Below are 17,386 nucleotides of genomic sequence, written 5' to 3'. Positions count from 1 at the left end.
ACGACATGAACGATCGCCGTCCGGTCCAGCCGTACGAGACCACCGACGCCACCTCCGCCTTCGGCCTCGGGCTGCACCACGTGCAGCTCGCGCTGCCCCCGGGCGAGGAGGAGGTGTGCCGCCGTTTCTACGTGGACGTGCTCGGCATGACCGAGATCCAGAAGCCGCCCGTCCTGGCCGCCCGCGGCGGCCTGTGGGTGCGCTCCGACGCCCTGGAGATCCACCTGGGCGTCGAGGAGGACTTCCGTCCCGCCCGCAAGGCCCACCCCGGCATCCTCGTGGCCGACCTCGACGCGCTCGCCCAGCGTCTCACCGACCGCGGCGTCGAGGTCACCTGGGACGGCAACTTCCCCGGCCACCGCCGGCTGTACGCCTTCGACTGCCACGGCAACCGGCTGGAGTTCCTCACTCCTGAACAGGCGTCCGCGTCGTGAGATGGGCCAGGAACTGGATCGGCCTGCCCGACGTCCCCGCCGCCAGGCGGTGGGCGTGGGTGGCGGTCATCGACGCGGTTGGCACCGGCATGCGCATCCCGGTCACCGTGATCTACCTGACCGCCGTCGTGGGGCTGGACGCCGCGTCCGTGGGCATCGGCCTCGGCCTCGCGGCCCTGGCCGGCACGCTCTGCGCCCCCGCCTGCGGCGCCCTCATCGACCGCTACGGCCCCAAACCCATGGTCGTGGCCTGCTTCCTGACCGCGGCGGCAGGGTATCTCGGCTACCTCGCGATCCAGGACTGGGTCTCGTTCATCGTGGTGGCGATCGTCGCCGAGATCGCCGAGCACAGCGGGCGTCCCGCCAAGCAGGCGCTGGTGGCCTCCATGGTCACGGCGGAGCAGCGGGTGAAGCTCATGGCCTTCCAGCGCTCGATCCGCAACGTCGGATTCGGCCTGGGCGGCCTGACCAGCGCCGCCCTGCTGACCCTCGACGCGCACTCCGGCTACTACGCCGTGCTGGCCGGTGACGCCCTGTCCTTCCTGGTGGCGGCGGCGCTGGTGTCCCGCATCGCGGTGACGCGGCCGTCGCCGCGCCCGGCCGCGCAGGCCGGGCCCGGCAGGCGCGACGGGTTCCGCGACGTGCTCGCCGACCGGCGCTACGTGGCACTGGCCGTGCTGAACACGCTGGTCATGACGCACGTCACCGCGCTGAACGTGGGCGTGCCCCTCTGGGTGAACCAGCACACCACGGCCCCGCCCGGCCTGGTCGGCGTGCTGTTCGCGCTGAACACCGCGCTCGTCGTGCTGCTGCAGGTGCGTCTCACCAAGGGCGTGGCCAGGGCCGCGGACACCCCGCCGGTCTACGTGCGCGCCACGGCGGCCTTCGCGGTCGCCGCCGCCGGCTACTGGGCGGCGTCCATGGCCGGCGGCACGCTGGCGTTCGTCGTCGTGCTGCTGGTGGTCGCCATGCTGGCGCACACCGCCGCCGAGCTGTACGGCGCGGTCGGGGAGTGGACGGTCTCGGTCGACCTCGCTCCCGAGCACCTGCGCGGGCGGTACCTGTCCCTGTTCCACGTCAGCTTCTCCGCGCACCAGGCGGTCGGCCCGGTGCTCGTCATCCTCCTCATCACCAAGGCGCCGGACCTGGCGTGGTTCGTCCTGGCCGCGGTCCTGGGCGCGGGATGCCTGGCCAGCGCCTGGCTGGCGCGCGGCGCCGGGGAGCCGGCCGCTACGAAGGAAGTGAGCACGACACCATGACCAACCTCGACCCCACCTCGCCCTCCTCTCCCGCCGCCGTCGCGGAGCTGCTGGGCGCGGCCTGGCAGGCGGCGCTCGGCGCGGCCCCGGCCGGGCCGGAGGCGGACTTCTTCGCCGCCGGCGGTGACTCCCTGCTGGCCGTGCGGATGCTGAGCCGGCTGCGGCAGGCGGGCCTCACCGCGGCCCCCGCGGACATCCTGCGCGGGCGCACCTTCGGCGGGATCCTGTCGCGGATCGAGGCGACGCCGGCGGCGGCCGGTCCTGACGCGGGTCCCGGCGCCGGTCCTGTGCCACTGCTGCCCGCGCAGCGGCGGTGGATCGCCAACGACTTCACCGACCCCGGCCACTTCTCCCTCGGCTGGATCCTCGACGTGCCCGAGCGCACCCCGGACGGCCGCCGCGTGGACGGCGACCTGCTGGAGAGCGCCGTCGTGGCGCTGGTCCGCAGGCACGAGGCCCTGCGCACGCGCTACCTGCTCGGCGACCGGCCGAGCGCCGAGGTGCTGCCCGACGTCCCCCCGGGCCTGTTCACGCAGGTGGACGTGCCCGGCGAGAAGGTTCCCGCGGCCCTCGCGGACGGCTGGCGCACGCACGCGCCGGCCGAGGGCCGGGTGCTGACCGCCCGATGGCTGCCCGCGCAGCGCCTCCTCCAGATCGCCCTGCACCACCTGACGCTGGACGGCCTGTCGGTCGAACTCGTGGCCGACGACCTGGAGGCGCTCCTCACCGGCGGGCAGCCGGCCGCCGACCCCGGCACGCCGCGCGGGCACGCCCGCGCGCTGGCCGACTGGCTCGCCTCGCCCGAGGCCGCCGCCGACCTGAAGGCGTGGGCCGGGCAGAACTGGTCCGAGGTCCGCCGCGTCCCCACCGAGCACGACGGACCCGGCCTGCTGCCCAGCATGGACCTCGTCAGCGGCCGGCTCGGCGCCGGTGACACCGCCGCCCTCCAGCGGAAGGCGCCCGCCGGTCTCAGCCTGGAGTCGCTGGTGCTCGCCGCCGCGGCCAACACGATCATGGACAGGTTCGGGCTGCCCGCGGTCAGCGTGGACACCTACCATCACGGCCGGGACCGGCTCCCCGGCGGCCCCGGCCTCGAATCAGGCATCGGCTACTTCCAGGCGAACTACCCCGTGGTGATCAGCGCGGGCCCCGGCGACTGGCCGGAGCGCGCGGCGGCGGAGCTCGGCCGGGTGCCCGAGGCGCGCTTCGGCTTCGACGCGCTGCGCTTCGCCGGCCACGCCGCCCTGGCGGACCTGCCCGGCAGCGGCATCAGGCTGAACTTCCGCAGCCGCATGAACGCGATCAACGCCAGGGAGGCCGACTGGCTGGCGCCCTCGGCGACCTCGGCGGGCGGGCGCCGTTCGCCGCGGCAGCGCGAGCCGTACGTGCTGATGCTGGAGGCCGACCAGGTCGGCGACAGTTTCGCCTTCGCCGTCAAGTACAGCCGCGACCACTTCACGAGGCGGACCGTCGAGGACCTCGTCCACGGCACGCTGGACCTGCTCGCGCGGGGAGCGGGCGCGTGAGCGCCGCCGCGTCCGCGCTGGAACTGCGGGACGTCGTGCTGTCCGTCGGCCCGCCAGGGGCCGAGCGCGTCCTGCTGCGCGGCGCCGACCTGCGGGTGGGCGAGGGCGAGAAGGTGCTGCTGTCCGGGCTGGACCTGGAGGCCCGTACGAGCCTGACAGCCCTGCTGGACGGCCGGATGCCGCCACGGTACGGAACCGTCAGCGCGGGGCCGGTGCGCAGCGGCCGGCTGGGCCGGGTGAGCCCCAGCCGGACCACCACCGTGCTGGACGCGGGAGACCGCCCGGGTCCCGCCGGCGAGGCCGACCTGCCGTGCGCCGACGATCCCGGCTGCGTGCTCGTCCTGGCGGGATCCGCCTGGTCGGGGCTGAGCGTGCCGGGCCGCTACCGCTCACTGCGGCTGGACGGCGGGCAGTTCGTCGAGGTCGAGCCCGCCGGGGCGCCCGGCGAGCCGGTCCGCGTCCCGCTGGCCGAGCTCCAGGCCCGTACCGTGGAGGCGCTGCTGGCCGCGGGCATCGGGCACGAGGCCGCCGAGGCCGCGGGCGAGGTGCTGGTCGACGCCGAACGCCGCGGGCACCGCTCGCACGGCATCGCGCTGCTGCCCACCTACCTGAGGCGGATCAAGGAGGGCGGGATCAGGGCCGAGGCCAGACCCCGGCTCACCGAGGTCACGCCCGCCGTCGCCGCGATCGACGCCGACGGCGGGATCGGCCAGGTCGCGGCCGGGATGGCGGCCGAGTGGTGCGCCTCCAGGGCCGCCACGCACGGGCTGGCGGCGGTCGCCGTGCACGGCAACAACCACGTGGGGATGCTCGCGGCCTACCGGCGCCCCTTCCAGGAGCGGCAGGTGGCGGGCCTGCTGCTCAACACCTCGGGCCCGTCGATCGCCGCTCCCGGCGCCGCCCGGCCGACCCTGGGGAGCAACGCGATCTGCCTGGTCACCCCCACGGCGGAGGGCGAGCCGTTCTGCGTGGACCTGGCCACCGGCGTCGTCGCCGCAGGCAAGATCAGGGACGCGGCGAACCGGGGCGTTCCCGTGCCGCCCGGCTGGCTCCAGGACGCCTCGGGCGCGGCCACGACCGACCCCCGCGAGCTCGACAGGGACGGCTCCATCCCGCTGTTCGGCGACTACAAGGGCCTGTGCGTGACGCTGCTGGCCGAGATCCTGGCCGGCGCGCTGGCCGGGCACCGGGTGAGCCCGGACGTCGGCAAGCAGCGCAAGCACCTGGACCGGGTGATGAACTGCTCCCAGCTCTTCGTCGGGTTCTCGCCCCGGCACCTCGGGCCGCCGGGCGAGCCCTCGCTCGGCGGGTTCGTGCGGCGGCTGCGGGAGGCCGTGCTCGCCGGGCACCCGGCGGAACCGCCCCGCCCCTGGTTCCCCGACCAGCGGGAGGAGGACCACGCCGCCCTCGCGGACGCGCGCGGCGCCGAGGTGCCGCGGTCGGTGCTGGACGAGCTGGGATGGGGGTTCTCATGACCGCCGTGCACGCCGGCCCGGCGCTGGGCTCGGCTCCGGGATGGCCGCTGGTGCTGTACTTCCACCACGTCAACGCGCACGTCGACCACTACACTGCCCTGAACCCCGACGACTTCAGGCGCGGGCTGGAGATCGTGCTCGACGGCGTCGGGCCGGCGCTCGACCCGGCCGCCGTAGGACCCGGGTTCGAGCCGCCCGGCCATCCGAGCGTGCTGGTCACCTTCGACGACGGCTACCGGGACAACCTCGACCTGGCCGCGCCGCTGCTGGCCGAGTTCGGGGTCAAGGCGCTGCTCTTCTGCGTCACCGGGAAACTGGACGCGGCCGGGCGGCTGAGCGCGGCCGAACGGGCCGCGCTGCCGCCGCGCGAGGCGTACCTGACGTGGGAGGAGGCGCGGGAGTTCGCGGGGCACGGTCACGTGCTCTCGGCGCACACCGTCCACCACCCCCACCTGCCGGACCTGCCGCCGGAGGAGGCCGCCGAGGAGGTCGCGGGCTCGCTGCGCGCGATCGGCGAGCGCACCGGGCGCGCGCCGCGCACGTTCGCCTACCCCTACGGGCTGATCCCGTCCGGGCCTTCCCCGGTCCCTGACGGGGTGCTGGCCTTCGGCACCGTCAAGTCGGCGCCGGGCCCGTGGACGCGCCGGCCGCGGCACATCCGCCGCACGTATCTGCCGGTCGGCGAGGTGGCGTCGTGGACCCGTCTCGCTCTCGGATGGAGGCAGCAGTGGTACGGATCTCGGTGATCATCCCGACCCGGGACAGGGGCGCGGACCTGCGCCGATGTCTGGAAGCGCTGGCCGAGTGCGCGCAGCGCCTCGACGGCTCGGGCGTGCGGGCGAAGCTGCACCAGGTCGTCGTCGTGGACGACGCCTCGGCCGGCGGCCACGCCACGGCGGCGGCGGGGTCCTCGCCGCTGCCCGTCGAGGTGCTGCGCAACCGCGCCAGGGCCGGGGCGGGCGCGAGCCGCCGCCTCGGCGTCGAGCTGGCCACCGGCGACGTGCTGGCCTTCCTCGACGACGATGCCGCGCCGCGCGGGGACTGGCTCATCCAGGCCGCCGACCTGGACGAGGAGCGCCCGGCGATCACCGGCCGGGTGCTCTGTTTCGACGACAGCCTGATCTCCCAGGCCCGCCAGGCCCGCTACGACGCCCGCTACGTGCGCCTGGAGCGCGACGCGCCGGTCGGGTTCTTCGCCGGCGGCAACAGCTCGGTGCTGGCCGAGACCTTCCACCAGGTGGGCGGCTTCTCCCGGGAGGGCACCGGCGGGGACAACAGCCTCGCCGGCGCGCTGGCGGAGCGCGGCAGCCCGGTGCGGTTCCGGCCGGAGCTGGTCATCGCGCACCGCAACGGCAAGGGCTGGCGGCGCGCGGTGGCGGACGCGTGGTCCGCCGGGCGCCAGCACACCGAGCGCATGACGGTGGCCGAGGGCGCGCGGGCCCTGCGGGAGGGGGCGGTCGGCGGCACGGCGGCGGTCCGGGAGGTCAACCGGCTCCTCGGAGCGGTGCACGTCCTGGGGCGGCTCACCGGGCCGAGGTAGGCCCCTGGCGCTGCCACAGCTCCGCGGCGTACGCCTTCAGCAGCTCGTGGAGCGCGTACCTGTCGTCCGCCAGGCGGTTCAGCAGGTGCGCGCCCACCAGCTCGTCGAGGAGCGGGCGTACGAGATGCACGGGCAGCCCGGCCAGCTCGGCGGCGGCGAGGGCGGTCATGCCGACCCCCTGCAGCGACCCGAGCCCGCGGAACAGCGTCGCGGCCGCCGAGCTCAGCGACCGGTACGACCAGGAGAAGACCGCCCGCAGGTCCGTGGTGGGGTCGCCGCCGGTGAGCGTGTCGAGGAGCGAGGACTGCAGGTGGGCGGCCAGCCGGGTCAGCGGCCTGGCCGGATACGTCAGGGACTGCGCGGCGGCGATGGCCAGCGCGAGCGGCAGCCCGCCGCACTGCTCCACGATCCGGCCGGCGGCCTCGGGCTCGGCGGCCGTCGTCTCCTTGCCGACCCGGTCGGCCAGCAGCGCGTACGACTCGGCGGGCGGCAGCGGGCCGAGCGTGAGCTGGTACGCCCCTTCGGTGATGACCAGCGGCGTCAGCTGCGTCCTGCTGGTCACCACGGCCGCGCATCCCGGCGAGCTGGGCAGGAGCGGCCGGACGTGCGCGGCGTCCCTGGCGTTGTCGAGCACCACCAGCACCCGCTTGCCCGCGAGCAGGCTGCGGTAGAGCCCGACCTGCGCCGTCAGCCCGACGGGCACCGTATGAGGCGGCCCGGTCAGCGCGTAGAGGAACCCGCGCAGCGCGTCGGCGGGGTCCATCGCCGGATGGCTCGGGTCGAAACCGAGCAGGTTCACGTAGAGCTGACCGTCCGGGAACCGTTCCGCCGCCCGGTGCGCCCAGTGCACGGCCAGCGCGGTCTTGCCCACGCCCGCCATGCCCACGACGGCCAGGATGGCGGGCGAGCCGCTCTTGCGCCCGAGCGCCAGATCGAGCCGGCCCATCTCGTCCAGCCGGCCCGCGATCGCGCCCGCCCCGGGAGGAAGCTGCGCGGGAACGATCACGCGGGCCGTCTCCGTGACCCGGCCGGACGGGGACGCGGGCGGGTCAAGGGCCACGTCGTGCCGCAGGATCGCCTCCTCCAGCGCCTGCAGCGGCCGGCCGGGAGCGATGCCCAGCTCCTCGCCGAGCCTGCACCGCAGCCGGTGGTACAGCGCCAGCGCGTCGGCCTGCCGGCCCGTCCGGTACAGCGCCAGCATGAGCTGCCGGTGCAGGTCCTCGTCGAAGGGGTGCCGGCGGGTGAGGTCCTCCAGCTCGGGGATCAGCGCGGCGTGCTCGCCCAGGTCCAGCCGGGCGGCGATGAGCAGGGTGACCGCGATCATGCGGATCCGTGCCAGCCGGGCGGCCTGCTCCTCCAGCCACGGATGGACGCTCAGGTCGTCCAGCGGCCGGCCCCGCCACAGAGCCAGCGCCTCCCTGAGCCGCGCCGCCCGTCCCGCCGGATCCGCGGCCTGGCGCGCCTGCTCGACCAGCCGCTCGGCGGCCAGCACGTCGGTCGTGAACGCCCCCGCGTCCAGGGCGTAGCCGGTCGCGCGGGTGACGATCGACGTCCGCACGCCGAGCAGCCGGCGCAGGTAGGAGATGTGGCTCTGCAACGTGTTCACCGCCGTGGCCGGTGCGCTGCCGCCCCAGACGACGTCGATCAGCCGTTCGGTGCTGACGGTCTCACCTGCCCGCAGCGCCAGCGTGGCCAGCGCCGTCCTCCTGCGTATGCCCGAGACGCCGGTGGTGCGGCCGCGAAGGACGACGTCCAGCGGGCCCAGTAACCGGATCGTCACCGGCTGCTCGGGGGGCACCGCCTGATCGGGGAGTTCGGCCGCGGGGCGCGCGTGCCGACTCGTGAGCTGGTTCATCCACGTCAGGATGGGGGAGGGCGGTTGTGATCGCCTTGATTCTCACTTGTCATCCCGTTGGGCGCCTCATCTGCCAGCTCCGCGGCGTACTCTCTGCACTGCCGCCACAGCCTACGCCCGCGGTCAGGGCGTGGTGAGGTCGAAGCGGCGTACGGTCACCGCGCCGCCGAGGGACTGGGTGGCGTAGTTGAAGATCCCGAACCGGTAGCCCATGAAGAACTGCCAGGCGTTGTTCAACGTGAAGGCCGGCCCGAGGCTCGTGAACGTGCTGCCGTCGGTGCTGTACGAGAAGCGGGCCTGCCTGCCGGACCCCGGCCGGATGTCGGCGGTGGCCCGCAGCCAGATCCGGCCGCCCGAGACGGCCGCGCTCGCCGCCTCCGTGCCGGTGCCGGTCGTCTGCCACGAGCTGTTCATGGTCAGCCCGTTGGTCATGACGACCCGGTTGACGCCGTTGTCGCGTTTGACGCCGATCCAGGCCGACTGGTCGCGCAGCATGGCCAGCCCGGCGCGGTCGCCGTTGCTCATCTGCGAGTAGTCGAGCTCGATCGTCGCGGTGGACGATGGGCCCTGGATGCGGTGGGTCAGCGTGTTCCTTGCGTTGTAGAGGTCGCCCGTGACGGTCGCGGTCTGCAGGCGCAGGCCGTTGCCGGTGGAGAAGCGGCTGGTGTCGGGGTTGTGGTTCCACTCCCAGCGGTGCCCGAGGCTGCCCGAGGTGAAGGTGTCCGGGCCGATCATGGACGAGACGGTGCGGCTGGTCTGGATGTTCGGCTTCGGGTAGGTGGCTCCCCAGCCGCCGTTGACGGTCTGCACGGCCGGCCAGTCGCCCGACCAGGTGATCGGGGCGAGCGCCGGGACGCGGCCGCCGGGGTAGGCGTCCACGAACGCCATGTAGTACCAGTCGCCGTTCTGGGTCTGGACGAGGCCGCCCTGGTGGGGGACGCCGCCGCCCGAGATGGGGCCGGGCATGTCCAGCAGGACCTGGCGCATCTCGTACGGGCCCCAGGGGGAGGTGGAGCGGAGCACGTACTGGCCGTTGGCGGGGCGGGTCAGCCAGATGTAGTAGTAGCCGTTCCGCTTGTAGAAGCGGGCGCCCTCCAGGGTGCCGACGCTGCTCGGGGTCTGGAACACCTGCTGGGCGCGGACCTGGCCGAGCCCGTCGGCCGTGAGCTGGGCGACGCTGATGGTGCCGTTGCCGTAGGCGACGTACATGGTGTCGTCGGTGTCGACCAGCAGGCCGGCGTCGTAGTAGCAGTTGTTGATCTGCGAGCGCTTGGTCCACGTGCCGTCCACGGCGGAGGCCGTGTAGACGTAGGTCCGGTTGAACTCGACGCAGCCGATCCAGTAGTAGGTGCTGGTGCTGGGCCGGTAGTTCAGGGTGGAGGCCCAGATGCCCTTCACGTACGCCCGGCCGCCGTTGAGGTCGTAGGCGCCGGAGCCGAAGTCGAGCCTCGGGACCGAATGGCCCGCGTACTCCCAGTCGACGAGGTTGTAGGAGCGCAGGATGGGCGCGCCCGGCGAGTAGTGCATCGTCGAGGCCGAGTAGTAGTAGGCGTCGCCGACCCGGATGATGTCGCCGTCGGCGAAGTCCTGCCAGACGACCGGGTTGGCGTAGCCGTTGTTGCCGCTGCCGCCGTCCACGCGGACGAACTGCCACTGCTGGTTGGCGCCGCCCCAGTCGTCGTACTGGACGATGTTGGCGCCGTCGGCGGTGGAGGCGCCCTGCACTTCGAGTGCCTTGTTGCTGTGGCGGGAGATCAGGCGTACGTAGCCGTCGGAGCTGTCGGCGAGCCGCCATTGCTGGTTGGTGCCGTTGGTGTCGGCCCATTGGACGATGGCTCCGCCGTTGGCGGTGGACCAGTTGTAGACGTCGAGGACCTTGCCGGAGTGGCGGGACTTGACGCGGTAGTAGCCGCCTCCGGAGTCGACGAACTGCCATTGTTGCTGGTTCTGGTTGTTGCGGGTCCATTGGGTGATGCGGCCGCCGTCGGCGGTGGACAGGTTGTAGACGTCCAGGGCTTTGCCGCTGTTGCGGTTGACCAGGACGTACCAGGCGTTGGTGTCGACGGTGGCGGCGTTGGCGGGCTGGGTCTGCAGGGCGACGAACAGGCTCGCCAGTAAGGCGGCGAGCGCCGTGAGGACGGACAGGGGTCTGAGCTTCATCAGGCACTCCGGGGGTGTTAGCGCTAACAAGAATGCGTGCGAAGAGCGGGCGAGACGTCGTCGGGAGCGTTGTCGCGGAGTACATCCGACGGGCGGCTGGGCGTCAACGAGAGGCGTCTCTCCGAGGGCCGGGGCCCTGCCGTCGCTTGGCGTCCCCTCCTGGCGTTTCGCCGCCGGGCAGGGGCCCGTCGCGCATGAAAGTTTCATAAAAACTCCCGGGTGGAGGCTCTTAAGTTGCGGCGCCTTCGGTTGTTAAGTTTCTGCCGCGCATGGTTGACGGGTCGCAGTCAGGGTTTTACCTTCCTGCGGGAGATCCGCTCCCGAATTCCCCGAAGAGGCCCGCAGGAGGAGCCATGACGCAAGATCCGACCGCACCCGCGAGCGGAGACCGGAGATCGCTGAGCCGGAGAGCCGTCCTGACCTCGATGGGAGCGCTGCCGGTCCTCGCGGCGACGACGCGGGCCGCGAGGGCCGCCGGGCCGGTGGTCATCGACCCGTCGGCGACGCGGCAGACGATCCGGGGCTTCGGCGGCATGGCTCACGCGGCCTGGATCGGCGACCTGACGGCCGCCCAGCGCGACACGGCGTTCGGCGCCGGCGAGGGGCGGCTGGGGTTCTCCGTGCTGAGGATCCCCGTCCCCGAGAACCAGGCGGACTGGAGCCGTGACCTGGCGACGGCGCGGCGCGCGGCCGAGCTCGGCGCTACCGTGATCGCCTCGCCGTGGAACCCGCCCGCCGGCATGGTCGAGACCTTCGTCCGCGGCAGCCAGACCAACGCCAGACGCCTCAAGTACGGCTCGTACGGCGCCTATGCCCAGCACCTGAACGACTTCACCACGTACATGCGGAACAACGGGGTCAACTTATACGGCATATCCGTGCAGAACGAGCCCGACTACGCGCACGAATGGACCTGGTGGACCGCCACCGAGATGGTGCGCTTCCTGCGGGAGAACGCCGGCTCGATCAGCACCAGGGTCATCGCGCCCGAGTCCTTCCAGTACCTGAAGAACATGTCGGACCCGATACTCAACGACCCCACGGCGCTCGCCAACGTGGACATCATCGGAGCCCACCTCTACGGCACGTCGTACGCGAACTTCCCCTACCCCCTCTTCAAGCAGAAGGGCGCGGGCAAGGAACTCTGGATGACCGAGGTCTACTACCCCAACAGCAGCGACTCGGCCGACCTCTGGCCCCAGGCGCTCGACGTGGGGGAGCACATCCACCACGCCATGGTGGACGCCGAGTTCCAGGCCTACGTCTGGTGGTACATCCGGCGCGGCTACGGGCCCATGCGGGAGGACGGGCAGCTCAGCAAGCGCGGCGCCAACATGGCGCAGTTCGCCAGGTTCGTCCGGCCGGGATACGTGCGGATCGAGGCGACGGCGAACCCGGCGTCGAACGTCTACGTGTCGGCGTACCGGGGCGGTGACGGCACGGTGGTCGTCGTCGCCGTCAACAAGGCGACCTCCGCGGTGAGCCAGCAGTTCTCCCTGGCGGGCGGCACCGCGTCCAGTGTGTCGTCCTGGCTGACCGACGCGAGCAGGAACGTCGCGCCCCAGGGCGCGGCCGGTGTGTCGAACGGCTCCTTCACCGCCACGCTCCCCGCCCGCAGCGTGACGACCTTCGTGACCGGCGTGACCCAGACCCCGGGTGGCGCGGTCGACACGAGCGCCTGGTACGTCCTGGTCAACCGCAACAGCGGCAAGGCCCTGGACGTCTACAACCTGTCCACCGCGGACGGCGGCCGCATCACCCAATGGACCCGCAACAACCAGAACCAGCAACAATGGCAGTTCGTCGACTCCGGAGGCGGCTACTACCGCGTCAAGTCCCGCCACTCCGGCAAGGTCCTCGACGTCTACAACTGGTCCACCGCCAACGGCGGAGCCATCGTCCAATGGGCCGACACCAACGGCACCAACCAGCAATGGCGGCTCGCCGACAGCTCCGACGGCTACGTACGCCTGATCTCCCGCCACAGCAACAAGGCACTCGAAGTGCAGGGCGCCTCCACCGCCGACGGCGCCAACATCGTCCAGTACGACGACTGGGGCGGCGCCAACCAGCAGTGGCAGTTCGTCCGCGTGGGCTGACGGACGCCGAAAGTTTCACAGCAAGGCCCGTGCCGCAGGACCCGGGAAATCCGAGGTGAGCGCATCCAACCGCGGCCGTTCCACCCGGCCGCGAGCTAAGGCGCTCTTGACAGTACCTTTCTGCCCCGTATTTGCTCCGTCCTGCCACCACCTCCAGCAGATTGTTAGCGCTAACAGAGGAAAGGCGAACCGATGAAGCGTACGAGAAGACGCGCGGGCGTCGGAGCCGTCCTGGCGGCTCTGATCACGGCGGCGGTGACCGCGCTGTCCGCGTTCCTCACGGCCGCGCCGCAGGCGTCGGCGGCCGTCCTGACCGAGGTGACGAGCTTCGGGACCAACCCCGGCGGCCTGCGGATGTACCTCTACGTCCCCGACCGGGTGGCGCCCCGGCCGGGCGTCCTGGTGGCCATGCACGGCTGCAACGGCTGGGCGCCGGGCTTCCACCAGGGGACCGAGTTCGCCTCGCTGGCCGACCGGTACGGCTTCGTCGTCATCTACCCGCAGGCCAACAAGAGCGCCAACGGCATGTCGAACTGCTTCGACGTGTGGTCGAACGAGGCCCTGCGCCACGGCGGCGGCAGCGACCCGGTGTCGATCGTCTCCATGGTCAACCACGTGCTGCAGCGCTACAACGGCGACCCGCAGCGGGTGTTCGCCACCGGCTTCTCCTCCGGCGCGATGGAGACGCTCAACCTGCTGGCCACGTACCCGGACGTGTTCAGCGCCGGCGCGCCGTTCGCGGGGGTTCCCTACGGCTGCCTCGGGCCCGCCGGGTGCGGCGACAAGACGCCGCAGCAGTGGGGCGACCTGGTCAGGAACGCCTACCCCGGCTACACCGGGCCCCGGCCGCGCGTGATGGCCTGGCACGGCACCGCCGACTCCGTGCTGCCCTACACGATGCTGCAGGAGGAGGTCGACCAGTGGACGAACGTGCACGGGCTGAGCCAGACCCCGGCCTCCACCGACAGCCCGCAGTCCGGCTGGACCCGGCGGGTCTTCGGCTCCGGCCAGGTCGAGGCGTACACCATCACGGGAGCCGGCCACGACCTGCCGCGAACGGGGATGGCCGCGTACGCCATCCGCTTCTTCGGCCTGGACACCGGCGGCTCGCCCACGACGACGCCCACGACGACGCCCACGTCCGGTGACACGACCGGGCCGATCAGGGGAGTCGGCTCCGGGCGCTGCCTGGACGTGCCCGGCGCCGCCACCGCCGACGGCACGCAGGTGCAGTTGTGGGACTGCAACGGGCGGAGCAACCAGCAGTGGGCCGCCACCTCGTCCGGCGAGCTCAGGGTCTACGGCAACAAGTGCCTCGACGCGGCCGGCAGCGGCAACGGCGCCGCGATCCAGATCTACTCCTGCCACGGCGGCGCCAACCAGTCGTGGCGCCTCAACGCCGACGGCACCATCACCGGCGCGCAGTCCGGGCTGTGCCTGGACGCCGTGGGCCAGGGCACCGCCAACGGCACCCGGATCCAGCTCTACACCTGCCACGGCGGCGCCAACCAGCGCTGGACCCGCACCTGACGACCCGTCGTCACCACCCCCCACCAGAAGGTGATCATGAAACTTCGGTTCGGCGTCCCACGCGGGCGCGGCGCGCTCGTCATCACGGCGTTGCTCTGCCTTGTGGCGATGATCCCCGGCACGGCCAGGGCGGACAACCCGATCGTCCAGACGATCTACACGGCGGACCCCGCCCCGCTGGTGCACAACGGCCGGGTCTACCTCTACACCGGACACGACGAGGACGGCTCGACGTACTTCACCATGAAGGAGTGGCGGGTCTGGTCGTCCGCGGACATGGTGAACTGGACCGACCACGGCTCGCCGATGAGCGTGGCCACCTTCAGCTGGGCGAGCGCGGACGCCTGGGCGGGCCAGGCCGTCTACCGCAACGGCAAGTTCTACTGGTACGTCCCGGTGAAGGACCGGGCGAGCGGCCAGATGGCGATCGGCGTCGGGGTCTCCACCAGCCCCACCGGGCCCTTCACCGACGCCATCGGCCGCCCCCTCGTCAGGAACGGCGAGATCGACCCCACGGTCTTCATCGACGACGACGGGCAGGCGTACCTGTACTGGGGCAACCCCAACCTCTGGTACGTCAGGCTCAACGCCGACATGATCTCCTACTCCGGCAGCCCGACCCAGATCCCGCTCACCACGGCGGGCTTCGGCACCCGCACCGGCAACGCGAGCCGGCCGACGCTGTACGAGGAGGGCCCCTGGGTCTACAAGCGCAACGGCCTCTACTACAACGTCTTCGCCGCGAAGTGCTGCTCGGAGTTCATCGGCTACTCGACGGCCCCCGGCCCCACCGGCCCCTGGACCTACCGGGGGACGGTCATGCCCACGCAGGGCAGCAGTTTCACCAACCATCCCGGCATCATCGACTTCAACGGCGGTTCGTACTTCTTCTACCACAACGGCGCGCTCCCGGGCGGTGGCGGTTTCACCCGTTCGGTGGCCGTCGAGAAGTTCGCCTACAACGCCGACGGCACCATCCCCACGATCACCATGACCACGGCCGGAGCCCCCCAGGTGGGCACGTTGAACCCCTACGTCCGCCAGGAGGCCGAGACGATCGCCTGGGAGTCCGGCGTGGAGACCGAGCCCGCCTCCGAGGGCGGCATGAACGTCGGATGGATCGAGAACGGCGACTACGTCAAGGTCAAGGGCGTCGCCTTCGGCTCCGGCGCGACGTCGTTCAGCGCGCGGGTGGCCTCGGCGACCAGCGGCGGCCGGATCGAGCTCCGCCTGGACGGGGTCAACGGCACCCTGGCAGGGACGTGCACCGTGCCGGGCACCGGCGGCTGGCAGACGTGGACGACGGTCACCTGCCCCGTGAGCGGCGCGACGGGCACCCATGACCTGTACTTCAGGTACACCGGCGGCGGCGGCAACCTGTTCAACGTGAACTGGTGGCAGTTCACCGGCGGCGCGACCACCGGCGGGAACCTGCTGACCAACGGCGACATGGAGAGCGGGACCACGGCCTGGGGCGCGTCCGGCGGAACCCTGTCGTCCGTCACCGACCAGGTGCACGCGGGCGCGCGGGCGCTGTCCGTGGCCGGGCGCACGGCGTCGTGGAACGGCATCACCCAGGACGTGACCGCCAGGCTCACCAACGGCAGGAGCCACACCACGAGCGTCTGGGTGCGGTCGCACAGCGGCACGCCCGGCGCGAAGGCGACCCTGGCGCTCACCGCCGGCGGCACGACGAACTACCTCCAGCTCACGCCGGTCACCGCGGTGAACTCCGGCGGCTGGACCCGGCTCACCGGCACGGCGACCGTCTCGTGGAGCGGCACGCTGACCGGCGCCACCTTCTACGTCGAGACGGCCGAGGGCACCGACGGCTTCTCGATCGACGACGCCTCGTTCCAGCAGACCTCTTGAAGGAGGGAAGCCAGATGCGCAAGGTCATGAGATGGCTCCTGGCGGTGTCACTGGCCGCCGCCTCGCTGGTCGCGATCGGTGGCGGCACCTCGCCCGCCGTCGCCCTGGACAACGGGCTCGCCCGCACCCCGCAGATGGGCTGGAACGACTGGAACTCCTTCTTCTGCAACGTGAACGAGACCCTCATCCGGCAGACCGCGGACGTCATGGTCTCCAGCGGCATGGCGGCGGCCGGCTACGAGTACGTCAACATCGACGACTGCTGGTCCACGAAGAGCCGCGACGCCAACGGCAACCTGGTGCCCGACCCGCAGAAGTTCCCGAGCGGCATGAAGGCCCTGGCGGACTACGTCCACGGCAAGGGGCTCAAGCTCGGCATCTACTCCTCGGCGGGCACGACCACGTGCGCGGGCTACCCGGCCAGCCTCGGCTACGAGCAGCGCGACGCCGCCCTCTGGGCGTCCTGGGGGATCGACTACCTGAAGTACGACAACTGCGGCGACCACCAGGGCAGGACCGGGCAGCAGCGCTACACCGCCATGCGGGACGCGCTGGCCGCCACCGGACGGCCGATCGTCTACAGCCTGTGCAACTGGGGCCAGGAGAACGTGTGGACCTGGGGGATGCCGGTGGGCAACTCCTGGCGCACGACGGGCGACATCGCCGCGAACTGGGGCTCCATCATGGGCATCCTGGACCAGCAGGTCGGGCTGGAGGCGTACTCGGGGCCCGGCGGCTGGAACGACCCCGACATGCTGGAGGTGGGCGTCGGCTCGCTCACGGCGACCGAGGGACGGGCGCACTTCAGCCTGTGGTCCCTGCTGAACGCGCCGCTCATCGCGGGCAACGACATCCGGTCGATGAGCGCCGAGACCCGCTCCATCCTGACGAACACCGAGGTCATCGCGGTCAACCAGGACTGGGGCGGCAGACAGGGCCACAAGATCAGCGACAACGGCAACCTGGAGGTCTGGCGCAAGCCGATGTCGAACGGCTCGGTCGCGGTCGTCCTGCTCAACCGGGGCACCTCCACCTCGACCGTCTCCACCACCGCCTCGGCCCTGGGTCTGGGCTCGGCGTCCTCCTACGCGGTGCGCGACCTGTGGGCGCACACGACGTCCTCCTCCTCCGGGACCATCAGCGCGTCGGTGCCCGGACACGGCGCGGCCATGTACACCGTGACCGGAGGGGGCATCGTCCCCTCGGTCGCGATCAGAGGCGTCGGCTCGGGCCGGTGCCTGGACGTCACCGGCGCCTCGCAGGCCAACGGCGCGCAGGCGCAGATCTGGGACTGCAACGGGCAGGCCAACCAGCAGTGGACGCCCACCGCGAGCGGTGAGCTCCGGGTGTACGGCACCAAGTGCCTGGACGCCTACGACCAGGGCACCGCCAACGGCACCCAGGTGATCATCTGGGACTGCAACGGGCAGGCCAACCAGCAGTGGCGCTTCAACGCCGACGGCACCATCACCGGAGCGCAGTCGGGCCGGTGCCTCGACGTGCCGAACAACGCCACCGCCAACGGCACGAAACTGGTGATCTGGTCCTGCAACGGCGGCGCCAACCAGAGGTGGACCCGCACCTGACGTACGGCCCCGCCGCCATCCCCGGACCCGGGGCCCGGGGATGGCGGCTA

Annotated in this window: 12 protein-coding genes; 10 read left to right on the top strand and 2 right to left on the bottom strand. The window is 72.1% G+C overall.

All coding sequences use genetic code 11. The features are described 5' to 3' along the window. Positions 1-5: 5 nt before the first annotated feature. From Nocox_RS33425 to Nocox_RS33400, 6 genes are read left to right on the top strand one after another with little or no spacing between them, the layout of a single operon-like run. On the top strand, positions 6-434 hold the full coding sequence (locus tag Nocox_RS33425; protein WP_026213920.1) for a VOC family protein: 429 nt from the start codon (positions 6-8) through the stop codon (positions 432-434). Then, positions 431-1,693 (top strand): MFS transporter, encoded by a 1,263-nt coding sequence (locus Nocox_RS33420; RefSeq protein ID WP_020541167.1) that lies wholly within the window; start codon positions 431-433, stop codon positions 1,691-1,693. The genes Nocox_RS33425 and Nocox_RS33420 overlap by 4 nt, the downstream gene beginning before the upstream one ends. Beyond that, positions 1,690-3,219 (top strand): condensation domain-containing protein, encoded by a 1,530-nt coding sequence (locus tag Nocox_RS33415; RefSeq protein ID WP_020541166.1) that lies wholly within the window; start codon positions 1,690-1,692, stop codon positions 3,217-3,219. Before Nocox_RS33420 ends, Nocox_RS33415 begins: the two co-directional genes overlap by 4 nt. Next, positions 3,216-4,694: an Ldh family oxidoreductase gene (locus tag Nocox_RS33410; RefSeq protein ID WP_020541165.1), complete on the top strand. Its 1,479-nt coding sequence runs from the start codon at positions 3,216-3,218 to the stop codon at positions 4,692-4,694. Before Nocox_RS33415 ends, Nocox_RS33410 begins: the two co-directional genes overlap by 4 nt. Then, a complete protein-coding gene (locus Nocox_RS33405) occupies positions 4,691-5,440 on the top strand; it encodes a polysaccharide deacetylase family protein (protein WP_020541164.1) in 750 nt (249 codons plus the stop codon). Before Nocox_RS33410 ends, Nocox_RS33405 begins: the two co-directional genes overlap by 4 nt. Then, positions 5,437-6,234: a glycosyltransferase family 2 protein gene (locus tag Nocox_RS33400; protein WP_157382829.1), complete on the top strand. Its 798-nt coding sequence runs from the start codon at positions 5,437-5,439 to the stop codon at positions 6,232-6,234. Before Nocox_RS33405 ends, Nocox_RS33400 begins: the two co-directional genes overlap by 4 nt. Here the strand turns inward: Nocox_RS33400 and Nocox_RS33395 are convergent. Together Nocox_RS33395 and Nocox_RS33390 are read right to left on the bottom strand one after the other, a co-directional pair. Beyond that, complete coding sequence (locus Nocox_RS33395) at positions 6,218-8,089, bottom strand: AfsR/SARP family transcriptional regulator (RefSeq protein ID WP_020541162.1); 1,872 nt, start codon at positions 8,087-8,089, stop codon at positions 6,218-6,220. The two genes, Nocox_RS33400 and Nocox_RS33395, sit on opposite strands and share 17 nt — an antisense overlap. Before the next feature lie 123 nt (positions 8,090-8,212). Next, a complete protein-coding gene (locus Nocox_RS33390; RefSeq protein WP_219495534.1) occupies positions 8,213-10,249 on the bottom strand; it encodes an RICIN domain-containing protein in 2,037 nt (678 codons plus the stop codon). A 425-nt stretch (positions 10,250-10,674) separates the two neighbouring features. Here Nocox_RS33390 and xynC point away from each other — a divergent pair, with 425 nt between their 5' ends. The 4 genes from xynC (at position 10,675) to Nocox_RS33365 (ending at position 17,336) form a co-directional block, all read left to right on the top strand. Beyond that, positions 10,675-12,348: a glucuronoarabinoxylan endo-1,4-beta-xylanase XynC gene (gene xynC / locus Nocox_RS33385; protein WP_281426311.1), complete on the top strand. Its 1,674-nt coding sequence runs from the start codon at positions 10,675-10,677 to the stop codon at positions 12,346-12,348. Between the two features lie 192 nt (positions 12,349-12,540). Then, the gene (locus Nocox_RS33375; RefSeq protein ID WP_020546214.1) at positions 12,541-13,878 is read left to right on the top strand and encodes an extracellular catalytic domain type 1 short-chain-length polyhydroxyalkanoate depolymerase; all 1,338 of its coding nucleotides are present in this window, start codon (positions 12,541-12,543) and stop codon (positions 13,876-13,878) included. Positions 13,879-13,914: 36 nt separating this feature from the next. Further along, the gene (locus Nocox_RS33370) at positions 13,915-15,750 is read left to right on the top strand and encodes a family 43 glycosylhydrolase (RefSeq protein ID WP_020546213.1); all 1,836 of its coding nucleotides are present in this window, start codon (positions 13,915-13,917) and stop codon (positions 15,748-15,750) included. A gap of 14 nt (positions 15,751-15,764) precedes the next feature. Further along, positions 15,765-17,336: a lectin gene (locus Nocox_RS33365; protein WP_020546212.1), complete on the top strand. Its 1,572-nt coding sequence runs from the start codon at positions 15,765-15,767 to the stop codon at positions 17,334-17,336. Positions 17,337-17,386: the final 50 nt, after the last annotated feature.

Origin of the sequence: Nonomuraea coxensis DSM 45129, assembly GCF_019397265.1 — a bacterium.
GTDB lineage: Bacteria > Actinomycetota > Actinomycetes > Streptosporangiales > Streptosporangiaceae > Nonomuraea > Nonomuraea coxensis.
Note: the sequence above shows the minus strand (reverse complement) of the source record. Positions and strands in the feature narration are given on the sequence as shown.

Excerpts from the sequence above, each read along its gene's own strand:
- Nocox_RS33425 (WP_026213920.1), top strand. The coding sequence starts at position 6 with ATGAACGATCGCCGTCCGGTCCAGCCGTACGAGACCACCGACGCCACC.
- Nocox_RS33390 (WP_219495534.1), bottom strand. The coding sequence starts at position 10,249 with ATGAAGCTCAGACCCCTGTCCGTCCTCACGGCGCTCGCCGCCTTACTG.
- Nocox_RS33375 (WP_020546214.1), top strand. The coding sequence starts at position 12,541 with ATGAAGCGTACGAGAAGACGCGCGGGCGTCGGAGCCGTCCTGGCGGCT.
- Nocox_RS33405 (WP_020541164.1), top strand. The coding sequence starts at position 4,691 with ATGACCGCCGTGCACGCCGGCCCGGCGCTGGGCTCGGCTCCGGGATGG.
- xynC (WP_281426311.1), top strand. The coding sequence starts at position 10,675 with ATGGGAGCGCTGCCGGTCCTCGCGGCGACGACGCGGGCCGCGAGGGCC.
- Nocox_RS33365 (WP_020546212.1), top strand. The coding sequence starts at position 15,765 with ATGCGCAAGGTCATGAGATGGCTCCTGGCGGTGTCACTGGCCGCCGCC.
- Nocox_RS33370 (WP_020546213.1), top strand. The coding sequence starts at position 13,915 with ATGAAACTTCGGTTCGGCGTCCCACGCGGGCGCGGCGCGCTCGTCATC.
- Nocox_RS33415 (WP_020541166.1), top strand. The coding sequence starts at position 1,690 with ATGACCAACCTCGACCCCACCTCGCCCTCCTCTCCCGCCGCCGTCGCG.
- Nocox_RS33395 (WP_020541162.1), bottom strand. The coding sequence starts at position 8,089 with ATGAACCAGCTCACGAGTCGGCACGCGCGCCCCGCGGCCGAACTCCCC.